The 22710-nt window shown below is 41.3% G+C and carries 19 protein-coding genes; 15 read left to right on the top strand and 4 right to left on the bottom strand.

The genetic code is table 11. The features are described from left to right. Positions 1 to 100: 100 nt before the first annotated feature. The 4 genes from D0907_RS16405 (at position 101) to D0907_RS16420 (ending at position 6767) form a co-directional block, all read left to right on the top strand. On the top strand, positions 101 to 2356 hold the full coding sequence (locus D0907_RS16405; protein WP_036972165.1) for an acyl-CoA dehydrogenase: 2256 nt from the start codon (positions 101 to 103) through the stop codon (positions 2354 to 2356). 473 nt (positions 2357 to 2829) lie between these two features. Then, on the top strand, positions 2830 to 4341 hold the full coding sequence (locus D0907_RS16410; protein WP_118844833.1) for a Fic family protein: 1512 nt from the start codon (positions 2830 to 2832) through the stop codon (positions 4339 to 4341). Positions 4342 to 4845: 504 nt separating this feature from the next. Beyond that, entirely contained in the window at positions 4846 to 5796 is a 951-nt protein-coding gene (locus tag D0907_RS16415; protein ID WP_118844834.1) for a phosphotransferase, read from the top strand. Then, positions 5796 to 6767, top strand: coding sequence for a Gfo/Idh/MocA family protein (locus tag D0907_RS16420; protein ID WP_065979002.1), 972 nt, complete (start codon positions 5796 to 5798; stop codon positions 6765 to 6767). Before D0907_RS16415 ends, D0907_RS16420 begins: the two co-directional genes overlap by 1 nt. On the opposite strand, the gene D0907_RS16425 is transcribed toward D0907_RS16420, so the two are convergent. Further along, on the bottom strand, positions 6764 to 7579 hold the full coding sequence (locus D0907_RS16425) for a hypothetical protein (protein WP_065979003.1): 816 nt from the start codon (positions 7577 to 7579) through the stop codon (positions 6764 to 6766). The genes D0907_RS16420 and D0907_RS16425 overlap by 4 nt on opposite strands. 199 nt (positions 7580 to 7778) lie before the next feature. Between D0907_RS16425 and upp the strand changes: the two genes are divergently transcribed. The 8 genes from upp (at position 7779) to D0907_RS16465 (ending at position 19037) form a co-directional block, all read left to right on the top strand. Further along, positions 7779 to 8408 carry a uracil phosphoribosyltransferase gene (gene upp / locus D0907_RS16430; RefSeq protein ID WP_036972148.1) on the top strand — a complete coding sequence of 210 codons (630 nt, stop codon included), beginning with the start codon at positions 7779 to 7781 and terminating at the stop codon, positions 8406 to 8408. A gap of 9 nt (positions 8409 to 8417) precedes the next feature. Then, complete coding sequence (locus tag D0907_RS16435) at positions 8418 to 9656, top strand: uracil-xanthine permease family protein (RefSeq protein WP_118844835.1); 1239 nt, start codon at positions 8418 to 8420, stop codon at positions 9654 to 9656. Between the two features lie 138 nt (positions 9657 to 9794). Next, on the top strand, positions 9795 to 11537 hold the full coding sequence (locus D0907_RS16440) for an HAD-IIB family hydrolase (RefSeq protein ID WP_065979005.1): 1743 nt from the start codon (positions 9795 to 9797) through the stop codon (positions 11535 to 11537). Beyond that, positions 11530 to 12750 (top strand): glycosyltransferase family protein, encoded by a 1221-nt coding sequence (locus tag D0907_RS16445; protein WP_036972141.1) that lies wholly within the window; start codon positions 11530 to 11532, stop codon positions 12748 to 12750. Before D0907_RS16440 ends, D0907_RS16445 begins: the two co-directional genes overlap by 8 nt. 12 nt (positions 12751 to 12762) lie before the next feature. After that, the gene (locus D0907_RS16450; protein WP_118844836.1) at positions 12763 to 14532 is read left to right on the top strand and encodes a sugar phosphorylase; all 1770 of its coding nucleotides are present in this window, start codon (positions 12763 to 12765) and stop codon (positions 14530 to 14532) included. Positions 14533 to 14800: 268 nt separating this feature from the next. Further along, positions 14801 to 16204 (top strand): hypothetical protein, encoded by a 1404-nt coding sequence (locus D0907_RS16455; RefSeq protein WP_075593222.1) that lies wholly within the window; start codon positions 14801 to 14803, stop codon positions 16202 to 16204. A gap of 12 nt (positions 16205 to 16216) precedes the next feature. After that, on the top strand, positions 16217 to 17368 hold the full coding sequence (locus D0907_RS16460) for an imelysin family protein (RefSeq protein ID WP_074988755.1): 1152 nt from the start codon (positions 16217 to 16219) through the stop codon (positions 17366 to 17368). 43 nt (positions 17369 to 17411) lie between these two features. Next, the gene (locus D0907_RS16465; protein ID WP_074988756.1) at positions 17412 to 19037 is read left to right on the top strand and encodes a di-heme oxidoredictase family protein; all 1626 of its coding nucleotides are present in this window, start codon (positions 17412 to 17414) and stop codon (positions 19035 to 19037) included. A gap of 37 nt (positions 19038 to 19074) precedes the next feature. On the opposite strand, the gene D0907_RS16470 is transcribed toward D0907_RS16465, so the two are convergent. Continuing rightward, on the bottom strand, positions 19075 to 20118 hold the full coding sequence (locus tag D0907_RS16470; protein WP_051501865.1) for an ABC transporter substrate-binding protein: 1044 nt from the start codon (positions 20116 to 20118) through the stop codon (positions 19075 to 19077). A 146-nt stretch (positions 20119 to 20264) separates the two neighbouring features. Between D0907_RS16470 and D0907_RS16475 the strand changes: the two genes are divergently transcribed. Further along, a complete protein-coding gene (locus D0907_RS16475) occupies positions 20265 to 20654 on the top strand; it encodes a cytochrome b562 (protein ID WP_036972137.1) in 390 nt (129 codons plus the stop codon). Between the two features lie 21 nt (positions 20655 to 20675). On the opposite strand, the gene ykgO is transcribed toward D0907_RS16475, so the two are convergent. Beyond that, complete coding sequence (gene ykgO, locus D0907_RS16480; RefSeq protein ID WP_036972135.1) at positions 20676 to 20810, bottom strand: type B 50S ribosomal protein L36; 135 nt, start codon at positions 20808 to 20810, stop codon at positions 20676 to 20678. A 20-nt stretch (positions 20811 to 20830) separates the two neighbouring features. Continuing rightward, on the bottom strand, positions 20831 to 21082 hold the full coding sequence (locus D0907_RS16485; RefSeq protein WP_118844837.1) for a type B 50S ribosomal protein L31: 252 nt from the start codon (positions 21080 to 21082) through the stop codon (positions 20831 to 20833). Positions 21083 to 21340: 258 nt separating this feature from the next. Between D0907_RS16485 and D0907_RS16490 the strand changes: the two genes are divergently transcribed. Beyond that, positions 21341 to 21565: a hypothetical protein gene (locus D0907_RS16490; RefSeq protein ID WP_206770714.1), complete on the top strand. Its 225-nt coding sequence runs from the start codon at positions 21341 to 21343 to the stop codon at positions 21563 to 21565. A 325-nt stretch (positions 21566 to 21890) separates the two neighbouring features. Beyond that, positions 21891 to 22706, top strand: a complete 816-nt coding sequence (gene dkgB, locus D0907_RS16495; RefSeq protein ID WP_036972132.1) for a 2,5-didehydrogluconate reductase DkgB — start codon at positions 21891 to 21893, stop codon at positions 22704 to 22706. Positions 22707 to 22710: the final 4 nt, after the last annotated feature.

Raw genomic sequence — 22710 nt, forward strand, 5'->3', positions numbered from 1 at the left:
TAAATATAAAAAAATGTTAAAAAAACTGGTTGGACCAATTGATCTATTGTGCAATTTATGACGTAATGTAGGTATTACTGTCTGGTCGGATGAGTTTATTATGAGCTTACGTACAAAATTAAAAAAAGTATTACCTAGTATTTCAATTACAGAACAAGAAGCGTTAGATGCAGGTGATGTTTGGTTAGAAGGTTCAATCTACCAAGGTAAACCTGACTTCGATGCACTTCGTGATGTACCCGCTGCAAAGCTGAGCGCCGAAGAGCAAGCGTTTTTAGATGGCCCTGTTAAAGAATTATTATCGATGATTGATGATTCTGAAATCCAAAATGGCGTTCATCTTCCTGATTACATTCTTGATTTCTTGAAAAAAGAGCGTTTTTTCTCGCTTATTATTCCTAAGTCATTTGGTGGTTTAGAGTTCAGCCCTTATGCAAACTCAACAATTGTTGGCACGATTGCAACGAAGAGTTCTGCGGTCGCGGTAACGGTTATGGTGCCTAATTCATTAGGCCCAGGTGAGCTATTACTGCACTTTGGTACTAAAGAGCAACAAGATCATTACTTACCTCGCCTTGCGAATGGTCGTGACATTCCATGCTTTGCGTTAACGAGCCCTGAAGCGGGTTCTGATGCCGGTGGCATTCCAGATATTGGTGTTGTTAAACGTGGTCAATTTAATGGTGAAGAAGTTTTAGGCTTAGAGATCACATGGGACAAACGTTACATTACGCTTGCACCCATTGCGACTGTATTAGGCTTAGCGTTTAAAGTTGTTGACCCTGATGGTTTACTAGGTGGCAAAGAAAACCTAGGTATTACCTGTGCGCTTATTCCTAAAGATCACCCAGGTGTTGAACTTGGTAATCGTCATGACCCAATGGGCATCCGTTTTTATAACGGGACCACTCGTGGCGAAAAAGTATTCGTGCCAATGGATTTCATCATTGGTGGTCAAAAGAACATTGGTCGTGGTTGGCAGATGCTGGTGAGCTGTTTAGGTGCTGGCCGTGGTATTTCGCTTCCAGCGCTAGGTGTTAGCTCGTCACAAGTGGCATTTAAAGGGGCTTCTGAATACGCTGCTGTTCGTGAACAGTTTGGTTTAGCGATTGGTCAATTTGAAGGTATCCAAGAGAAACTAGCTGATATTGCAGGTAAAACATACCTACAAGAAGCTATGCGCGTACTAACAACCGAAGGTTTAGGCATGGGCTTAAAACCATCGGTTGTGACTGCAATTGCAAAGTACCACATGACTGAAATTGGCCGTGATGTGCTCGATTCAGCAATGGATATTCAAGCAGGTAAAGCGATTCAAAATGGTCCGCAAAATACTTTAGCCAGTGGCTATGTTGCTCAACCGATTGCTATTACGGTTGAAGGTGCGAACATTCTTACTCGTAACCTAATGATTTTTGGACAAGGTGTAATGCGTTGTCACCCATATCTGCAATCTATGGTTGAGTCTATTCATAGTGAAGACAAAAACGCAGATAAAGAATTTAACCGTATTTTACGTAAAACAGTGGGCTACAGTGTCGCGAACAGCTTACGTGCATTCCGCTTAGGTGTATTACCATTTACAGCAGGTGCTAAGTCGTCGTTACCAGAAGTTCGCGATTACGAAAAAGCGGCACAAAAGCTGTCGGCTAAGTTAGCTGTTTATGCTGATTTCTCGTTACTTGTGTTAGGTGGCAAGCTTAAACAAGCAGAAATGCTATCTGCACGCTTAGGTGATGTAATGAGTTTCTTATACGCTGCCATGGCATCAATTAAGTACTACGAGCAAAAAGTAGCAAGCAGTGAACGCGAGCAAGCTGCGCCGTATTTCCACTATGCAACACGCTTTGCACTGCAAAGTGCTGAAGAAGCACTGCACAAGTTCTTAGATAACTTCCCTGCAAGTGGTACGCGTAAGTTCATGCGTTTCATCACCATGAATTATTCGATGAAAATGCCGAAAATTAGCGATGATCTAATTCGTGAGCTAGCAACACAAGCACAAATGGATACTGCGTTTAAGGCACAAATCACGCACTTAGTAACGCCAATTGAAGGTGATGGTCATTACATCAACGAGCAGGCTTACAAAGCGAAAATGGCGTGTCTTGAACTACTTGCAAAAGTGAAGAAAGCATTGCGTGCTAAAACAATTAAACCGGGCGTTCGTTTTGCAGAAACACTTGATAACGCACTTGTTGCTAACGTAATTAATGAGCAAGAATATGCGCAATTAATCGATTACAACAAGAAACGCGAAAAAGCTATTCGCGTTGACGAGTTCGATTTTGATATGAACTTGCTAGACGATAATGCAAAGCCAGTTAACCCACTTAAAAGTGTGGTAAACGAGTAAGTCATTCAACAATGCAAGTCCTCAGCAGTTTTAGGACTTTATCTTTAAAAACCCGTGTTTAACACGGGTTTTTTATTGCCTAAAAATAGACCGTAATTAAGCGAATGGAAGAACTCAACATAGCCATGGTACAAAATATACAACAGACCTGCATTATGAACCCCAAGCAGATATACTTTGAATTCGATGAATATTTTCAGTTGCATCACTCTTAAGTAAGTACGATTGTGGAAAAAAGACCTCAACCCGTGATGTGTTGTGTTTATCTTCATTACTAGCTTTACCTAGAAACATTAAAACCTATAAATGATATATCATTAAAACCTATAAATGATATGACATTAAAACCTATAAATGATATGACATTAAAACCTATAAATGATATGACATTAAAACCTATAAATGATATAACTCTAAAACCTAGCGATGAAGTTAATAACGGGTAAGTATCGTAAGTAATGGTTGGAGCGAACATGAATGACATATCACAAAAACTGGCAGCTTCGCTTGAGCAATTACAACAGCTTCAGGAGTCAGGAGTTGTAGCCATTCAGTCAAAGCAACTTAGTCGAGTGCATCGAGAGCGGCTCTTGAAGCATGGGTTTATTCGTGAAGTTATTCGAGGCTGGTACATACAGGCTATGCCAGATGAAAAGCCGGGCGACAGTACATCTTGGTATACTTCTTTCTGGGATTTTTGCGGTGCATATTTGTCACAGCGGTTCTCCAAATCATGGTGTCTTTCACCTGAGCAATCACTTAGTCTGCATATCGGCGATAGAACCGTGCCTCAGCAATTGCTCGTTCGCTCCCCCAAAGGCAACAATAAACCCACCGCTTTTTTACACAATACCTCTATTTTCGATGTTAGGTTAAATTTACCTGATGTTGAGTATATTAAAAACGTAGCAGGACTAAATGTATACAGCTTGGCTTCAGCACTGGTTTATTGCTCGGCTAACCAATTTAAAAATGCGCCCATCTTAATGCGTACAGCCTTATCGATGGTGACAGATGCATCAGACGTATTGTCTGTTTTACTTGCCGGTAATCACAGTGTGATTGCAGGCAGATTAGTGGGGGCTTTTAGAAATATTGGCCGCGACCTAATTGCTGACAATATCTTAAAAGGTATGCAGGCAGCCGATTTGAAAGTGCAAGAAGAAGACCAATTCGCCGAGAATTTACAGGTGAGTTTTGGTCGTCGTGATGTATCGCCCTATGTTAATCGCATGCGGTTAATGTGGGCGCAAATGCGTGAAAGTGTTATTGCGCACTTCCCTGAACAACCACACCAAACCATCGACATCGAAACCTACATGGCAGAAGTAGAAGACAAGTACGTTACCGACGCCTACCACTCACTGTCTATTGAAGGCTATCGAGTGACGCGTGAACTAATTGAACTTGTTCGTTCAGGTAACTGGCAAATTGATGGTTCAGACGAGAGTAAAAAGCACCTAGATACCATGGCTGCTAAAGGTTACTGGGATGCGTTCCAAGAAGTTAAAAAAGCCGTGTTAGCAGTATTAGAAAGTAAGAACTCTGGTGACGTATTGGAACAGACGCACAGTGATTGGTACCTTGCCTTATTTGGCCCAAGTGTTGCGGCTGGTATTATTAAACAATCGGACTTAGCTGGTTACCGATCAGGGCCTGTTTATATTCGCCAGTCTATGCATACTCCCCCTAATCGAGATGCGGTACGCGACATGATGCCGACATTTTTCGATTTACTCGCAGAGGAGGGTAATGCAGCAGTCAGAGTGGTACTGGGTCACTTCATTTTCGTTTACATCCACCCTTACTTTGATGGTAACGGCAGAATGGGCAGGTTCATTATGAATTTAATGATGGCCTCAGGCGGTTACCCATGGACTGTTGTACCTATGGAGCGACGAGACGAGTATATGCAAGTGTTAGAAGCTGCTAGCGTTGGTGAAGATATTGTACCATTTACCAAATTTTTAGCCTCGTTACTATAAATCTCTTACGTTCATTAAAGGTCAGATGTTTTCCACTCTTAAAGGTTCTTAAAGCTGCACTATCCATATGAACGGTCGGTTGTACGATTATAACCTTGGGCGTTGATTCTTTTGTAGATGAAGGCTCACAGAGAGTTAATCCGCGTCCCTGTATTGCGTACAATCCGCTATCCGGAACTAACCCAACCGATCGTGTTCCATAAAAAGAAACAATAGAAGTCACTAAAGGTAAACAAGTTTTCTAAGATAATGACGATAACAATCATGTTAGTGCTGGAGATTCATAAGCCGACCCTCGCTTTATGCTTGATGACTTATGGTAGAAAAATACGGATTAAAAACATATCAAATGCGTGGTTATAATTCTGAGTTTTTCAGGTCAAATACGCTTATTTTTTTAATGAGTGTGATCAGTGTAAAAAGTTCAGCTTAGGGATGCAATATTGTGCCCGAAAGGGATATCACCTACCATTGCCCATAGATTTTTTGTTAAAACATGACTGTATGAACGTAAGGCAATTTGTTAAAAAGCACTTTCCTGATATTAAAGACATAGAGCATGCAGCCTCTGTATGGAGTGATTGCGGCGAAATTATTCGCTGTAAACTTAACGGTGAGGCATGTGTCATAAAAGCCATAGAAGTCCCTCGGCAAATTAATCATAGTCGGATCACGCAAAGTGAGTTTGCATTAGCAAGAAAGCGGCAATCATATTTAGTCGAATTTAATTGGTATCAGCAGTTTAGTGGACAGTTACCGCTTGAGGCTGCAGCCATTCCCTGCTTAAACGCGGTGCAAGAAAATAACCAGGAAGCACTCTTATTTGCTGATTTTACTGCGTGTGGTTATCAACAAGCCCAAGCAAGCTCTGCTCATATTGATGCGATTCTTAGATGGTTAGCGCATTTTCATGCTGTTAATTTAAGTAGCACTGCTGAGGGGCTTTGGCCGCAAGGTAGCTATTGGCACTTAGCGACTCGTCCAGATGAGTATGCGCGAATGACACATTCAAGCCTAAAAGTTGAAGCAGAAAATATCGATACAGCACTTAAGCAGTGTGTATATCAAACGCTCATACATGGCGATGCGAAACTTGCTAATTTTGCCATAAAGCCACACACTAATTGTGTATATGGCTATGACTTTCAATACGTTGGAAAGGGTGTCGGTATTATTGATGTTATGTACTTTTTAGGTAGTTGCTTAAGTGATAAGGCGCTCCATACCGATGCCAGCGCATATTTAGACCAGTATTACGATGAGCTCGCCTTAGCTCTAAAACGTTATAAACCGAATATCAGTGCGGCAGATGTGATTGCTAGCTGGGATGAACTCTGGGCATATGCTTGGGCTGATTTTTACCGCTTTTTAGCTGGGTGGAGTCCCGAGCATTTAAAAATTAATCGCTATATGCAAAGTCAGTTTAACTATTATCTCACTAAAAAAGGAATGTAATGAATAAGCCAATTCGTTTTGCCATAATTGGGTGTGGCGCAGTAACCGAAGTTAAAAGTGGTCCCGCGTATCAACAAACCGATGGCATTGAGCTGGTGGGCGTGACGCGTCGAGATTTAAACAAAGCTCGCGACTATGCACAGCGTCATCATGTGCCCAAGGTGTTTGCAAGCCCCAGTGAGTTAATAAACGATGCACAGGTTGATGCCGTATACATTGCAACGCCGCCCGACAGCCATAAAACGTTTGCACTTGAAGTGGCGGCGGCTGGCAAACCCTGTTGTATAGAAAAACCCTTAGCGCCTAGCTATGAAGACAGTTTAGCCATTGTTGAAGCATTCAAAGAGGCAAAACAGCCTTTATTTGTTGCTTATTATCGTCGTTCGTTGCCACGTTTTAATAAAGTGAAATCGCTTATTGAAAGTGGCGCAATTGGTAAAGTGCGTCATGTAAGTTGGCATTTGAGCAAACCAGCAAGTGCTTTGGACTTATCTAGAGAATATAACTGGCGAACTGATAAACAGATTGCACGTGGCGGTTACTTTGATGACTTAGCAAGCCATGGTCTTGATTTGTTAGCGTATTTATTAGGTGATTTTGAAAAAGTACACGGTTTTTGTGCTAATCAACAAGGGCTTTATTCCGCTTTTGATGCTATTACCGCGCACTGGTATCATAAATCGGGTATTACGGGCTCTGGCAGTTGGAACTTTGCGTGTGCGAACCGCTTTGACGACGTTATTATTTATGGCAGTGAGGGTGAAATATGTTTTAGTGTGTTTGACGAAAAACCTATCGAGCTAAACAACACACAGGGTATACGCCAACTATCTATTGAAAACCCAACTCATATACAGCAATTTCATGTAGAAAATATGGCTCAATTTTTTGATTTGGGCGCGCCTCATCCCTCAACCGGTGTAACCGCTTTACACACCAGCTGGGTAATGGAACAAATTTTAATGTCTTAATTTTTATAGGCGGCATTAAAAGCATCAACAATCAACGTATTGTCGGGTGCAGGAAATAATTCCATGAGCCTTGTACTAATGAGAGTCTTTATTTTCTCTGTTTGCAATGCGTGTTCAAATAATGCAATGGCCTGTTTACCTTGCGGCGAGGGCGAACAGGCTATGTAACCAAATGCAGCAGGCTCAGAGGGTTCAATCGTTAAGTAACGGATTTTATCAATACCATGAGCGCGTTGATAACGGTGAATGAACATTGATTTATATTCAAAAATAGCGTCAATTTTATTTTCAAAAAGCATGTAGCCAAGCTGAATTGCATTGGCAGCCCCATCTACTTTAAAAAAATGTTCTTCGTGTCGTTTTATAAAATCATCGATTTTAGCAGAGTAAGACCGCCGACTCGTCACGCCAATGGTGAGGTCATAATAATTTACGGCGTCGGTTAATGAAATCGAGTTGGGTAAGGTTGGTTTGTTGAATACAATCAGTTTGTTTTCGGGAAAGGCCATCAGAGGATACCGAGTAAAAATGGCACTCGCTTCTCGTTCAGGTGTTTTAAGCTTGTTGAGTAAACAGACATCGGGAAGTTGACTAAGTTGTTTCCAGTCTTGTAATTGGCTGCCAGGTACAAACTGTAAGCTGATTTTATTGCCCAACTCAGTGGCCGCCGCTAACACGAATTCAGTTGCCTCATTCTCGGGACTGCCGTCTGCTTGTGGAATAAAGTCAGTCATTATTTTTACATGCAATGGCTCAGAATTAACCGGCACAGCATAAATACATAATAAAAGAATCGTTGCGTATAGTTTCATGCCATTCTGATGCCCAATTTTATTAAATGAATTGTTAAGCGGAAGTAGCCGATGTTGTTGCAAAGCGCTTAATAGACCCTGCCTACTGTTTAATATTAGACCAGTTAAAGAAATTAATGCAATGAAGGGGGATTTTTTGCAGTCGAGTTGTCTATTATGCGCTAAAATAGGCGTAATTTATTTCTTTTAGGTTCTACTTATGTCTATCCATGTAATTACTCACCCGTTAGTTCAACACAAACTTGGCCTTATGCGCGCAGAAGGTATTAGTACTAAAAGTTTTCGTGAATTAGCGTCTGAAGTGGGGACCCTGCTTACCTACGAAGCGACTAAAAATTTACCACTAGAAAATGTGCAAATCACGGGGTGGGATGGCTCTCCCTTAGAAGTTGAGCATATCAAAGGTAAAAAAATTACAGTTGTGCCTATTTTGCGTGCTGGGCTTGGTATGATGGATGGTGTTATGCAGTTATTACCTGCTGCAAAAGTGAGTGTTGTTGGCTTGCAACGCAACGAAGAAACCTTAGAACCCGTTCCGTACTTTGAAAAATTAGTTGGCAAGATTGATGAGCGTTTAAGTCTCGTAATTGATCCAATGCTTGCGACAGGTGGTTCAATGATTGCCACTATCGATATGCTTAAAAAAGCAGGTTGTAAAGATATTAAAGTCATTGTTCTCGTTGCAGCACCCGAAGGTGTTGAGAAAACATTGGCAGCTCACCCAGATGTTGAAATCTTTACGGCTTCATTAGACAGTCACTTAAATGAAAAAGGATATATCATTCCAGGCTTAGGAGATGCCGGCGACAAAATTTTTGGCACAGTTTAGGTAAATAGCGTGGAAAATCATCAAACATTTTCGTTAAAAACTATTTTAACGGGGGCGCAAATGCTATTTGTCGCATTTGGCGCGTTGGTACTTGTCCCTTTACTGACGGGGCTTGACCCTAATGTTGCGCTATTCACCGCAGGCTTAGGCACTTTGTTGTTCCATTTTGTGACTAAAGGCCAAGTTCCCATTTTTTTAGCTTCGTCATTTGCGTTTATTGCTCCTATTATCGCTTCAGTGCAAATGTGGGGTATTCCAGCCACAATGGGTGGCTTGATGGTAGCAGGGTTCTGCTATTTAATTTTAAGCTTAGTTGTTAAGTTTAAAGGTGTTAGCGCCTTAGAAAAAGTGTTGCCGCCAGTGGTGGTTGGTCCTGTCATCATGGTGATAGGGTTAGCACTTGCGCCTGTGGCTGTAAACATGGCCATGGGCAAGGCTGGTGATGGCAGTGCGCAGTTAGTGCCTTACGAGCAAGCTATTTGGGTGTCGGGTTTATCTTTGCTCGTCACACTTATTTTTGCTGTGTGGGGCAAAGGTGTTTTTAAGCTTATTCCTATTCTGGCTGGGGTTGTTGCTGGTTATGTTGCGTCTTTATACATTGGTATTGTGCAGTTTAATGCAGTAACCGAAGCCAATTGGTTTGCTGTGCCTGCGTTCACGTATCCAGAGTTTAAATGGCAAGCTATTTTGTTTATGGTGCCAGTTGCTATTGCGCCTGCAATAGAACACATTGGCGACATGATGGCTATTAGCCAAGTAACGGGTAAAGATTACTTAAAAAAACCGGGGTTACACCGCACCTTATTAGGTGATGGTTTGGCAACGTCTGCGGCATCCATTTTCGGTGGACCACCGAATACCACTTACTCTGAAGTGACAGGGGCAGTGATGCTGACACGAAACTTTAATCCGCGTGTGATGTTGTGGACAGCGATTATTGCTATTGTGCTGGCCTTTGTAGCAAAAATGGGCGCGGGTTTGCAGACCATTCCTGTGCCAGTGATGGGCGGTATTATGATCTTGCTGTTTGGCTCTATTGCGGTAGTTGGTTTGAATACCTTGGTTAAATCGGGAGAAGATCTGACAGCCCCACGCAACCTAACGATTATCGCACTTATATTAGTGTTTGGTATTGGTGGTATGCATATTGGTGGTAATGAGTTTAGCCTACAAGGTGTAAGCTTATGTGCCATTCTCGGTATTATTTTAAATGCCGTGCTCCCCAAAGCAGTGCAGACTGAGCAATAGCATGTAAAAAATGATGTGAATTTGCACCAAAAAAGCGCATTTAATATGCGCTTTTTTTGTAACCTCATAAAAAGTAAGGAATTATAAAACTGGTCTACTAACTGCATTTATCTCTATGTCATACTGGTAGGAGCGATTATGCAAGAGGCAAATGTTGTGGATATAACCCCGTTTTTAGCGAAACATCAGTTACCACTTAAATATCAATATTTAAGTGAACAATTCTTTATACCCCTCGCGCACGATGTGTTAAGCGCAAAAATGGCTGGGCAGCCGATGCTGGTGGCGATTAATGGCTGTCAGGGCTCTGGTAAAACAACCCTTGCTGATTTTCTTGTGACGTGGGTCAACAGCAATACAGAGTTTAATAGTGTTTCCTTGTCTATTGATGACTTTTATCTTAGTCATGCAGCACGAGCCGAGTTGGCCGAAGACGTACACCCACTCTTTGCAACGAGAGGGGTCCCCGGTACTCACGATATAAAGTTAATGGAACAAACCTTATCGGCGTTAATGGCTGGCAAAAAGAATGTGCCTTTACCACAATTCGACAAGCTCACTGATGACCCTGTCGCAAAAGAACACTGGCCAACTAACCAAAAGCCGGTCGATATCATATTTTTTGAAGGATGGTGCGTTGCCAGTACTGCGCAGCAGCCATATCAGCTGCAAACACCTATCAATGACTTAGAACAACACGAGGATGCTGATGGCGTTTGGCGGCGTTGTGTGAACAGCTGTTTAGCGAATGAATATCAGAATGTATTTGCTATGGCTGATTACACCATTATGTTAAAAGCACCATCGTTTGAAGATGTGTATGCATGGCGTTTAGAGCAAGAACACAAGTTAATTGCTAAAAATGGATTAGGTAAAGGCACATTTGATGAAATAACACTGAGGCGCTTTATATCTCATTTTGAACGAATCACCCGTGAAAACTTAGCGACGCTCGCACATGATGTTGATGCCTTATTATTACTTGATAGCCAACGCGATATTACAAAAATGCAGTTGTTGGCAGATAAAATTTCACAACCACTTATTTTTACCGATTTAGACGGCACTTTGCTTGATCACGATAGTTACGAATGTGACGTTATAAAACCTTTTTTAGCTGAGCTGAACGACACGGGTATTAACGTTATTTTTAATACGAGTAAAACATTTGCTGAGGTTATAGATATTCAAGCGGGCCTTGAACATCACCAGCCCTTTATTGTTGAGAATGGGGCGGCAGTGTATATTCCCAAAAACTACTTTGCAGTAAAACCAATTGGTTGTGACGAATATCACGGGTTTTGGCGGTATGCTCTCACACAAAGCTGCGATAAATTACACGATGACCTTAATCAGCATGCAAGCCAGTTTAGTCATTGTGTGCGTTTATTTAGTCAGTTTTCAGCCCAAGAAATTGCTGAACTTACTGGTTTACCCCTCGATAAAAGCGAACTGGCTTTACAGCGTCAATATTCAGATCCTATTTGTTTTTCAGGCAGTGATACACAGCGACAGCAATTTATAGACATTATGTCGTCACTCGATTACGAGGTGTTGGTTGGCGGTCGTTTTATTCATATTACGAAAGGGACAAATAAGGGATTAGCGCAAAAGTGGTTATTAAATCAATTTAAAAAAGCATATCGCAACCCCTTTACCGTTATTGCTTTGGGCGACAGTCAAAATGATGTTGCCATGCTAAAAGCGGCAGATACCGCCGTTCTTATCAAGAACCCGGGCAGTCAAGTGCAAGCACACATATTACAAAAAGCGTGGCAGCTCAGTGATAAACCCGCCCCTGAGGGCTGGGTTCAAGAAGTCTCGGCATTAAGCATTATTAAAGCGCATTTAGCAGCAAAAAAGGAGCAATCTCATGGCTGATTTTTATCAAAATGGCATCATAACTACGCTACACAATATTGCTGATCGACCAGTAGAAGAACTAGAAAAAGAGTTAATTAGCTTTTCAAAGCAACGGCCTATGGGGCTTATTTTACCCTCGTTATACAGTGAGCTTGAAGGACCCGCGCTGCAAAACATCATTGCTGAACTAAAGCATGTACCTTACCTTTCACAAATCACCATTGGTTTAGACCGTGCCGATGAAAGCCAATATCGCCATGCTTTACAATTTTTTGCTGAGCTTGACCAACACCACAAGGTGCTTTGGAACGATGGTCCGCGTTTACAAGCGCTCGATAAAGAGTTGCAAAAATTGGGCGTCGCGCCAAGAGAACTCGGTAAAGGTCGCAATGTTTGGTACTGCATGGGATATAAACTTGCAACGGCAAAAGTTGAATCTATCGCGTTACACGACTGTGATATTTTAACTTACGACAGAGCATTACTGGCTCGACTTATTTACCCCGTTGCACACCCGCGCTTTAACTATGAGTTCTGTAAAGGATTTTATCCGCGCACTGCTGAGGGGAAAATAAACGGCCGAGTGTCACGATTATTGGTCACGCCACTGCTGCGCTCGTTTAAAACTATTTTAGGTAGCAGTGACTATCTTGAATACATGGACTCGTTTCGTTACCCACTTGCTGGTGAATTCTCGTTTCGCCGTGATGTACTGAACGACATTCGTATTCCAAGTGATTGGGGTCTTGAAATTGGTGTGTTATCAGAAATGTATCGTAACTACTCACATAATCGGTTATGTCAGGTTGATATTGCTGATAATTACGACCATAAACACCAAGATTTATCGTTGGGTAATCAAGCTGCTGGCTTGTCAAAAATGTCGATTGATATCACTAAAGCTTTGTTTAGAAAGCTAGCAACGCAAGGCGTAACGTTTACCTCTGAGACTATTCGCTCTCTAAAAGCGACCTATTATCGCATTGCGCTGGATTTTATCGAAACGTATCACAACGATGCGCTAATGAATGGCCTAACGCTTGATATTCACCAAGAAGAAAAAGCCGTTGAGATGTTTGCGCAAAATATAATGAATGCGGGACAACACTTCTTAGAAAATCCAATGGAAGCCCCCTTTGTGCCAAGCTGGAACCGGGTTGCATCGGCGATGCCCGATGTATTTGCGCGCTTAGAAGAAGCCGTAGAGCTTGATAATAAAGACTATATTTAACGGAGAAGACACGTGACATTAGAGCTACTCCAACAACGAGTTATACAGCATTTAACGTGTATCTACGGCGAAGTTGATCTTAATACAACCCTAGAACAACTCGCTGATAGATTGATTAACACCATGCAATGCGATGATCCTGTTCGAGACCCAACGCCACACAAAAACCGTTGGGACGAACAAGATATGATTTTAATTGCGTACGGTGATTCGATTATTCGCCATGCAAACACGGAGGAAGCAGTGGCAAAACCAGAAGAGCCGCCATTGCATACGTTACATCGCTTTGTTAAAAATCAATGCTTACCAGAACTTAACGCATTGCATATTCTGCCATTTTACCCTTACAGCTCCGATGAAGGGTTTGCGGTGATGAACTATGTGCAAGTGAATGAAGCGCTCGGTAACTGGCAGCATATCCGCGATATTTCAGCCGATGTCAGGCTGATGGCTGATTTAGTTATTAACCACTGTTCTAGTCGTAGCGTGTGGTTTGAAAACTTTATTCAAGGCAAAGAGCCGGGCAGGGAGTATTTTAAAACAGCAAACCCCACCGATGAGTTAATTCAAGTTGTTCGTCCGCGAACATCGCCACTTTTACAAGCAGTAGAAACGAAAGATGGTTTGCAGCATGTGTGGTGTACGTTTAGCCACGATCAAGTTGACTTTGATTTTGCTAATCCCGATGTTTTAAATGAATTTGTCGCTATAATTCGCCATTATTTAGACAATGGTGTGCGTATTTTTCGCCTTGATGCGGTGGCTTTTTTATGGAAAAAGCTCAATACCCGCTGTATTAATTTACCTGAAACGCATGAAGTGATCAGGTTACTTCGTACCCTTATAGAGCATGTTGAACCTAATGTGATTATTATCACCGAAACCAACATTCCTAACCGCGAAAATCTGTCGTACTTTGGTAATGCCAACGAAGCACATTGTATTTATAACTTTTCATTGCCACCTTTGTTATTGCACACATTACTCAGTGGTAATAGCACCGCATTAAAACACTGGATGATGAGTATGCCACCGGCGCAGCAAGGCACGGCTTATTTTAATTTTATTGCGTCACACGATGGCATAGGGCTGCGGCCTGTCGAAGGCTTGCTCGATCAAACCCAAATAGCTGAAATGGTCAGTACAACAGCAAAATACGGTGGCAAGGTGTCTTTGCGAACGGCTCCAGATGGTACAAATACGCCGTACGAGTTAAATATTGCGTTGTTTGATGCTTTGCAAGGAACGCATCGAGGGCCAGATAAATGGGGCATTGCACGGTTTCTATGTGCTCACGCAATTATGTTCGCTCTTGAAGGCATACCAGGGCTTTATATTCATAGCTTACTCGGGACAACCAATGACTATGAACGCTTTGAAAACAGCCAACATAATAGAGCTATTAATCGTCACCGTTGGCAAGAGTCAGATTTACTAGCAAAACTGAGTAATGAAAATGCCCATCATCGTACTGTGTTTAAAGCGATGAAAAACTTGATGGCTATTCGTAAGGCGCAAAGCGCATTTCACCCTAATGCGACGCAATATACGTTACATTTAAGTGAGGGGTTATTTGGTTTTTGGCGACAAAGTATTAACCGTTCACAAAGCATGTTTTGTGTTTATAACATTAGTGATGAGACGCAAACTCTCACTCTTGCAGACTTAAATTTGATAGGTACCGAGCAGTGGCGAGATTTAATAAGCGGGGAGCAAATTACTGAGCAAACACAAACATTGTCGCTGACTCCATATCAAGCAGTTTGGCTCAGCAATAAATAATCCTATCATCAAGATAATACAAGTCTTATCGTTAACAAGTAAGCCCATCAGGTGGGGTTGCTTGTTAACAAGTAACTTACAGTTATCGTAAATTACTCCCTTATTGCACACCAGATTATCATTCCAGCTTAATTTTCAATGAAATAGTCTTAGAAATTAAATCTTATTTAATCTAATTTACCGTTTTTAGCAAAAAGTAAAGTTAACAATATTTACAATATAAAAGATAACTATTATCATTTGGTTTTATTTTTAGGTGCACTTTACGATGAACAAAGCAGTACTTTCTCTCGCGGTGTCATTGGCTTTGACTCCACTTTATAGTGTTGCGAATGATGACATTCAAGCCCAACTCGAAAAACTTCAACAACAACTCCTTGAACAACAAAAAGCGATTGATTACTTAAAAAGTCAATTAGATGCGAAAAACACCCAGCAAGTTGCAGTGCAGCAAAAAGCCCCAGTTGTTACTGAGCAAGCAACCCCAATTGCTTCAGTCGCAAGCAAAAAAGACTCAAAACTTACTTTTAAAAGCTATGGTACTTTGCTTTACAAAAGTGACGAAGTGTTTGCCAACGTTCAAGATACTTCACCAGAGCGCCGCGCCACTACAGACTTAGAGCGAGTTGTCACTGAGTTTGAATATGAAATTGATGATAAGTGGAAAGTCGAATTTGAACTTGAGTATGAGCATGGCGGTACAGGTACCACGCTTGAATACGATGGCTTTGAAGAATTTGGCGAATTTGAATCAGAAGTTGAAGCGGGTGGTGAAGTCATTGTCGAAAAGCTGCAACTAGAATATGAATATAACCCTAACTTTACTGTCAAGTTTGGTCATATATATGTTCCGGTAGGCTTAGGCACAGACTTAAACAAGCCTGATCAATACTTTACCACGACTCGCCACTGGGGTGAGGCAACCATGATCCCGCAAGTTTGGCACGAAACTGGAGTTAACTTAATTTCTCGTTGGTCTGACTTTACACTGCAAACATTGGTGACGACAGGTCTTAACTCTGAATACTTCCGTTCGACTAATTGGGTCGCGGGTGGTGCACAGCAACGCTTTGAAGAAAATACCGCAGATGATTTAGCGCTCACATTACGCCTTGATTATGGCAATGTTAAAGCTGGTAAAGGTTTTGGTGTTAGTTACTATACGGCAAACACATCAGATAACCGTCGCAATCAGGGCAAACTCGATGAGGATGGAAACGTATCTATCCTCGGGTTACATGGTGCATGGACGTTAGATGATCTTGTGTTTCGTGGTCAGTACTTATATGGCGAGTTAGAAGACTCAGTTGCTATCACTGCTGCGAATAAAACAACACCGGGCCTGCGTCCGGGAAGCTTTGCACAGCTTGGTAGCAAAGCAGAATCTGCATTTGTAGAAGCCGCTTATAATATGCAGGGGCTGTTTGATTTATCTTCGCCGCTTTATGTATTTACCTCGTTTGATTATGCCAACCCAATGCTTGAAGTGGCCAGTGGTGCGGCTATCCATCGTTACGACATTCGTGAGCTTAACTTTGGTTTAAATTACCTTCCAAACAAAAACTTAATTCTAAAACTTCAGGGCGGTCAACGTTATTACGCACAAGACGATATCGATGACACTACTCACTTTAGCGCCTCTCTTGGCTATAAATTTTCTACAGAACTATAAAGGAATCTTGGGATGAAAACTGTATTAAACAGCATTACAGCTGTCATTTTAGCGTCAACACTTGTTGCATGTGGTTCGTCTTCTTCGGACGATTCTTCAGATACAAGCACACCTGTTACTGAAGTAACAGGCTTTAGCTATGACGCAACAGATTTAATTGAAAACATAACTGAGCAAGTGATTGTAGATGGTTATGAAATGCTAAACAGCAAGGCGGCTGTTTTACATAATGCGACACTGACATTATTAGAAAACAAAAACGAAGCCGCGCTGCTTGCTGCTCAACAAGCATGGAAAGATGCACGTGTATTCTGGGAGCAAGGTGAGTCGCATATCTTTGGTCCTGTTGATAGCTTATCAATTGATCCACACCTTGATACTTGGCCACTGAATACAGCTGATTTAGAAGCACTACTTGCAAGTAACACAACGTTCTCGGCTGATAATGTAAAGAACTTTGACGATGGTGTACAAGGTTTCCACACTATGGAGTTCTTATTATTCGGTAATGGCGTTGAAGATAACGATAAGTCAATTGATGAAATGACTGTGCGTGAAATGGAATACCTAATTGCATGTGCTGAAGTATTCAATATTCATACACAAAGCCTTGTTGATGCATGGGGTATATCAGCAAATGCGGATGATGAACCTGCTTATAAAGATTATTTATTAACGCCGGGTAATGATAAATACTCATCTGAGTTAGGTGTTATTGAAGAGTTAGTCAATGGTGTTATCGGTATTGTTGATGAGGTAGGTAACGGTAAAATTGCAGAACCATTTGGTACTAGCAAAGACACAGCTGACACATCATTGGTTGAATCACAATATAGCTGGAACTCATTAACCGACTTTAGCAACAACATTGTTGGTGTACAAAATGTGTTTTTAGGCACATTCAGCGATGAAAACGACAGCCCAGGCCTAAAAGCATTCATTACTGCCGGTGACGCTGAGCTAGCAGCGAAAGTTGAAACTCAAATTACAGCAGCGATTGCAGCGATTGATGCCATTGCAGGTGCAGATGATATGCCATTTAGACAAGCGATTAAGGATGATGCAGGTCGCGTTCGAATTCAAACAGCGATTGATGCGTTAGGTGAATTACAAGCGACCCTTGAAGAAGAAGTAGTGCCACTTATCAAAGAGTGGAATTTATAATCGCTGGGGAAGCATTTGCTTCCCCTCTTTGCAAGATACCGTCATGAATGTAAAAGCAATTAAACCAATTCTATTTGCTTTCACAGCCTTATCTTTAGTGGCATGTGGAAGTAAAACCAGCGATAAAAGCGCGACCGAAACGACCACACCACCACCGACAAGTAGCGAAACGGATCCAAATTATATTGATGTCGTTGCGTTGGCAGGTGATGCGACAGCCCTCGATACCAATAATTCAGGCCATGGTTTCTCTACACCTATGCCTAATTTAAGTGATTCAGAACGCGATATTCACTTAACTGGCGATGCTAATTTTGAAACATCCTTTACGACAGCCCCGAATGATGCACACCCGGAACTCGATGGTTTAGGGCCAGTTTTTAATAACAATAACTGTAATGCTTGTCACCAACGAGATGGTCGCCCAAGTACTATTGTTCCAACCGGTGAACAGCAAACTGTGAAGTTAGCGAATGATGCTGGGATCTTTTTACGCGTTAGCTTAGCCGATGGCGTGTGTGAAATGCCAAGTAATATCAATGATTTTTGTCAGGTTACAGGCGTTGAAGGGTTTGGGGATCAACTCTTTCACCGGGGGATTTTACAAGCCCGTGAAGACTGGCAAACGCATAATTTTGGTGGCCAAGCTGATGTATATCTAAGCTATGATTACACGGAGTTTAGCTACCCAGATGGCAGTACTGTCACGTTGAAAAAGCCGATATTTACTATCGATAATGCATGGGACTCACCTGAAAACTTCAGTTTAAGTGCCCTTGCCAATGAAGATGTACGTTTTAGTGCCCGTAATGGTATGCCTGTCTTTGGTCTTGGATTGCTTGAAGCGATTGAAGAGCAAGATATTCTAGCGCTTGAAGATGTCGATGATGCCGACAACGATGGAATTTCTGGTAAAGCAAACTGGGTATTTGATGCTGTTAAGGCTCAAGCGGGTGATGAAAACCCTGTATCACTTGGACGATTTGGTTGGAAAGCCAGTACACCATCAGTCAGACAGCAATCTCTGGGTGCACTGCGTGGTGACATGGGGGTAACGAACTCATTGTTCCCTGAAGAAAGCATTGCCAATACATTAATGCACGAAAGTTATTTATCTCGTACTAACTATCAAGATACTGGTTCTGATGAGCAAGGATTGCCAGAAGCCAGTGATGAGTTTGCTGATACGGTCGTGTTTTATGCCGAAACACTTGCTGTGCCAGCACGTCGTAATGTAGCAGACGAAGGTGTTAAAGCCGGTGCACGTTTATTCGATGATTTAAACTGTACTGGTTGCCATACGCCTCGTTTTGTAACCGCAAATGGTGCCGTTTTATTACTGGGCGGTGTTGCAGCGCCTGCGGCAGTAAAAGGGCAAGAAATTTGGCCATTTACCGACATGTTGTTGCATGACATGGGTGAAGAGCTCGCAGACAAACGTCGTGATTTTATGGCAACAGGCCGTGAGTGGAAAACGCGTCCGCTTTGGGGGATTGGTTTAACGAAAACAGTTAACCCTGCCGCTGGTTTCTTACATGATGGGCGTGCAGCAACGCTTGAAGAAGCTATTTTATGGCATGGTGGCGAAGCTGAAAAAAGTAAGCGTGAATTTACTGAGCTTTCAAGTGTTAAACGTCAGCAATTAATCAGTTTTTTACAATCACTATAGCTTTTAATCTCTTTTAAAAATGCACTGTAAATGCCCTTTACAGTGCATTTTCGCTTGCTTCATTCATTAATGATTCAATGCTGAATAAAAGGGGGGTCTTGTGCTCTTTACTAAATACTTTAAAGTTAATTGCTAGGGTGTTGCTATGAATTTGCTCAACTAACTTCAAGGTTTTTTGTGTGTGAGGTCTAAAAATAGCAATTTTTTGATGTAAAACCTTGTGCTCATAATTTGCCAAAATAGCATGAATATTGATCATTGCCAGTGCACCAAGTGTTACATGCCCACCGATGCACACATCTATTTTTTCAGCTGCGGCTCTGAGTGGCCAGTTTATTGCGCCAACGAGCACATCGGTGCGTCGTTTTTTTTCATTTAATGCGCGAATGGCTCCTAATGCCATCGCATCATTAGCGCTCCAAATAACCTGAATATCTGGATGATGAGTTAATAGACCTAAGCTTTGTCGGTATGCTTGTGGCGATGACCAATTAGCAACACCTTGTGCTGCAATGTTTACTTGTGCATGTTGAGCAGTAAACGCTTCAAGCCCTGTTTTACGATCTAGAGCGGCAGGGGTCGTGTGATCACCATTAATAGCATAAATGCTGGCAGGGAGTTGGGCTTTAGAAATGAGCTGTTTTGCCAGTAAGTGTCCCGCTTGAACGTTATCTGGCACAACACTGCCAGCAATGTTAATCCCTTTGTTTTTGAGAGCGCGTAGTTCGTTATCTGTTGGGCGATTTAATAAAAAGTAAATAGGGGTACTAAAAGCCGGTAAATTTAAAAGTTGCTTTGTCAATACGCCTTTTTCATCTACAAGAACAAGCATATCGGGTGATTGTTTTACTGCATCAGCCACTAATTCTTTCATCAGTATATGATTTCTATTTGCATAATGAATGGTCAAGTTCAGATCAAAATCTTCGGCTGCATCGCGCATTAACTGTGAAACTTCATACCAAAACGGACCGGTAACATTGGTGTTTGCATGCCCCGGATTGATAAATATAACGTTGTATTGTGCATAGGTGCTCGGTAAGAAAGCCAGCAAAGCAATGAATAGCACGGTTTTTAACATAATATTTTATAAATTAAAGAGTGAGAGTTAATCGATTATACAGTTAATACCAGAGGGTTACGACCCACTCTTTGGCTTAAATGGAGGCTAGGTTTCACTCTTTTTAAAGCGTATAATTGGCACATTATTCTTAAATAGGGCTCAACATGAAAACGCTTTTTGTGTGCTTTTTGACATTTTTTTCTCTTAGTAGCATGGCAGATGCACCACTGGATCTTGAAGCTAATATGAAAAATATGGGGCTGGCTTATAAAAACTCAGTGCGCGCTACTGATCTAGACTCTTTTAATACAGCCATCGATGAGTTTATTCATCTACTAGAGAAAGCAAAAAAGGCTGATTTTAAACAGCATGAAAGTGAATCTTTAGAGGGACTTGATAAAGTTATTCAGCAAGCAAAATCCGCGAAGCAGCTTGCAGAAGTACAGGGGTTAGAAGCTGCAAAAGCCCCCCTTAAGTCAATTGATCAATTACGAAAAAAATACCATGAACTTCATGAGCCACCAGGTTTTTGGGAGTTATTATTTGGTAAATAAAAAGGTGCTTAAGCACCTTTTTTAACGTTTCTTTTTACCCTGAACGGCTTTAAAACGCGGGTTTTCTTTATTGATCACATAAAGACGCCCTTTGCGTTTTACTATTTTACATCCAGAACGAGTTTTAGCGCTTTTTAAAGAACTCAGTACTTTCATTTTTGCTCCGTATTAGGCTGTTATTTGCTTGCTAGGTTTTTGAAGCGACGGTTAAATGCGGCGACACGACCATCACTTGCCACCGCTTTTTGTTTACAGGTGTAAAATGGGTGCGAGTCACTTGATACATCAATTGGTACATAAGGATATGTTTTACCTTCTAGCGCGATTGTCCGTGATGTTTTAATTGTTGAACCAATTATAAAGTAGCTGTCTGCGGCTGTATCGTGAAAAGCCACTTGTTGGTAATCCGGGTGAATGTTAGGTTTCATCTCTTTAACTTATGTTATGTGATAATGTATCAATTATAATAAAGTAAATATAGGGAATGTTCAAGATAAAAACAATTCTTATTTATGTATGCTAAATAGCATTAAAAATAAGCAGTGTGAGCAATCCTTAAGCAGTTGAATTCAAAAAACTGGCTATTGTCTTGAAGGCTGTTATAACTAGGTATACGCGCTTATACAAAGAGAAGGAGTAAGGCAGTGAACGATGAAATTCAAACTGAGCAGTTAGACCAAAATGTAATGAATACGCTTCGTGATAAGGATCATTCTACACTTGCACACCGCGTCGATACGTTATTATTTAGCCATAACGATATCATTGAACTGTTAGCGCAGTATCTTGCTTTGAGTGAACAAGAAGACGATGAACGTTTTGATACTTGGTTTGATAACTTAACGAAAGAACAGCATACGGTAGTGAAAACCTTTGAAGTGTATCGTGGTCAATATGAGCACCTAGATTAGACTTTTAATCACATTTTAATGTATGACTTAAAATATAAAATGCATTGCTAGCCCAGCTTAAAAACTGTTTGTTTTCCTCACTCTCATGGTGATAGGCATGTTTAGTAATGCTTAGTTACTACTCATTATCTCGCCCAAAAAGTTAACTAATTTTAAAACCCACCTTGAAACTTTATATTTTGGCCTCAGTGAAGTAAGTAAGCTCATCATACCAATTTGCAGTAATACTTAATCATTTTGAGCTGCTAAATCTGAGATTAGCTGCGTCAAAATAGCGCTCTTAATTAAGCAAATTGGTATAACCAATACTTCAAAAGGAGAGGTTATGTCACACCATGTTATTGAAATGCCTGATTTAGGTATCGGTACGTTTCGCCTAGAAGGAAAAACAGCTTACAATTCAGTGAAAATGGCACTCGATATCGGTTTTAGACACATCGACACGGCGCAAATTTATGGTAATGAGGAGCACGTCGGTAAAGCGATAAAAGACAGCTCTGTGCCTCGTAGTGAGATTTTTATTACAACCAAGGTTTGGAATGACAAACTTAACAGCGCTCAGTTTATTGAGAGCGTAAAGCAGAGTTTAGAAAAGCTTCAACTCGATTATGTTGATTTATTACTTATTCACTGGCCTTCTGCGTCTAACGGAGAAAAAATGAGTGAATACTTAACTGAGCTCAAAAAAGTAAAAGAGCTGGGTTTAGCAAAACACATTGGTGTTTCAAACTTCACAATTGCTAATCTAAAAGAGGCCATGCAAACCCTTGACGCGAGGGAAATATTTACTAATCAAATTGAAGTACACCCTTATCTGACGAACACTAAGTTACGCGCTTTTTGTCAGCAACAGGGTATTCATGTTACGGCTTATATGCCATTTGCCGTGGGTGAAGTGCTAAAAGACGACGTGATTGTTGATATAGCTAAAAAGCATGATGCGAGCCCTGCTCAAGTTGTCCTTGCGTGGATAAATGCACATAAGATGACGACGATTCCATCATCAACGAAGCGAGAAAATTTAGCGGACAATTTTGATGATTCCGTAAAACTTGATCACGAGGATTTAGACAGAATTGATGCGCTTGACAAACATAAGCGCCTAGCCAATCCTGATTTTGCACCTGATTGGGATTATTAAAGTA

This window comes from Pseudoalteromonas lipolytica (genome assembly GCF_003515105.1).
GTDB classification, from domain to species: domain Bacteria; phylum Pseudomonadota; class Gammaproteobacteria; order Enterobacterales; family Alteromonadaceae; genus Pseudoalteromonas; species Pseudoalteromonas lipolytica.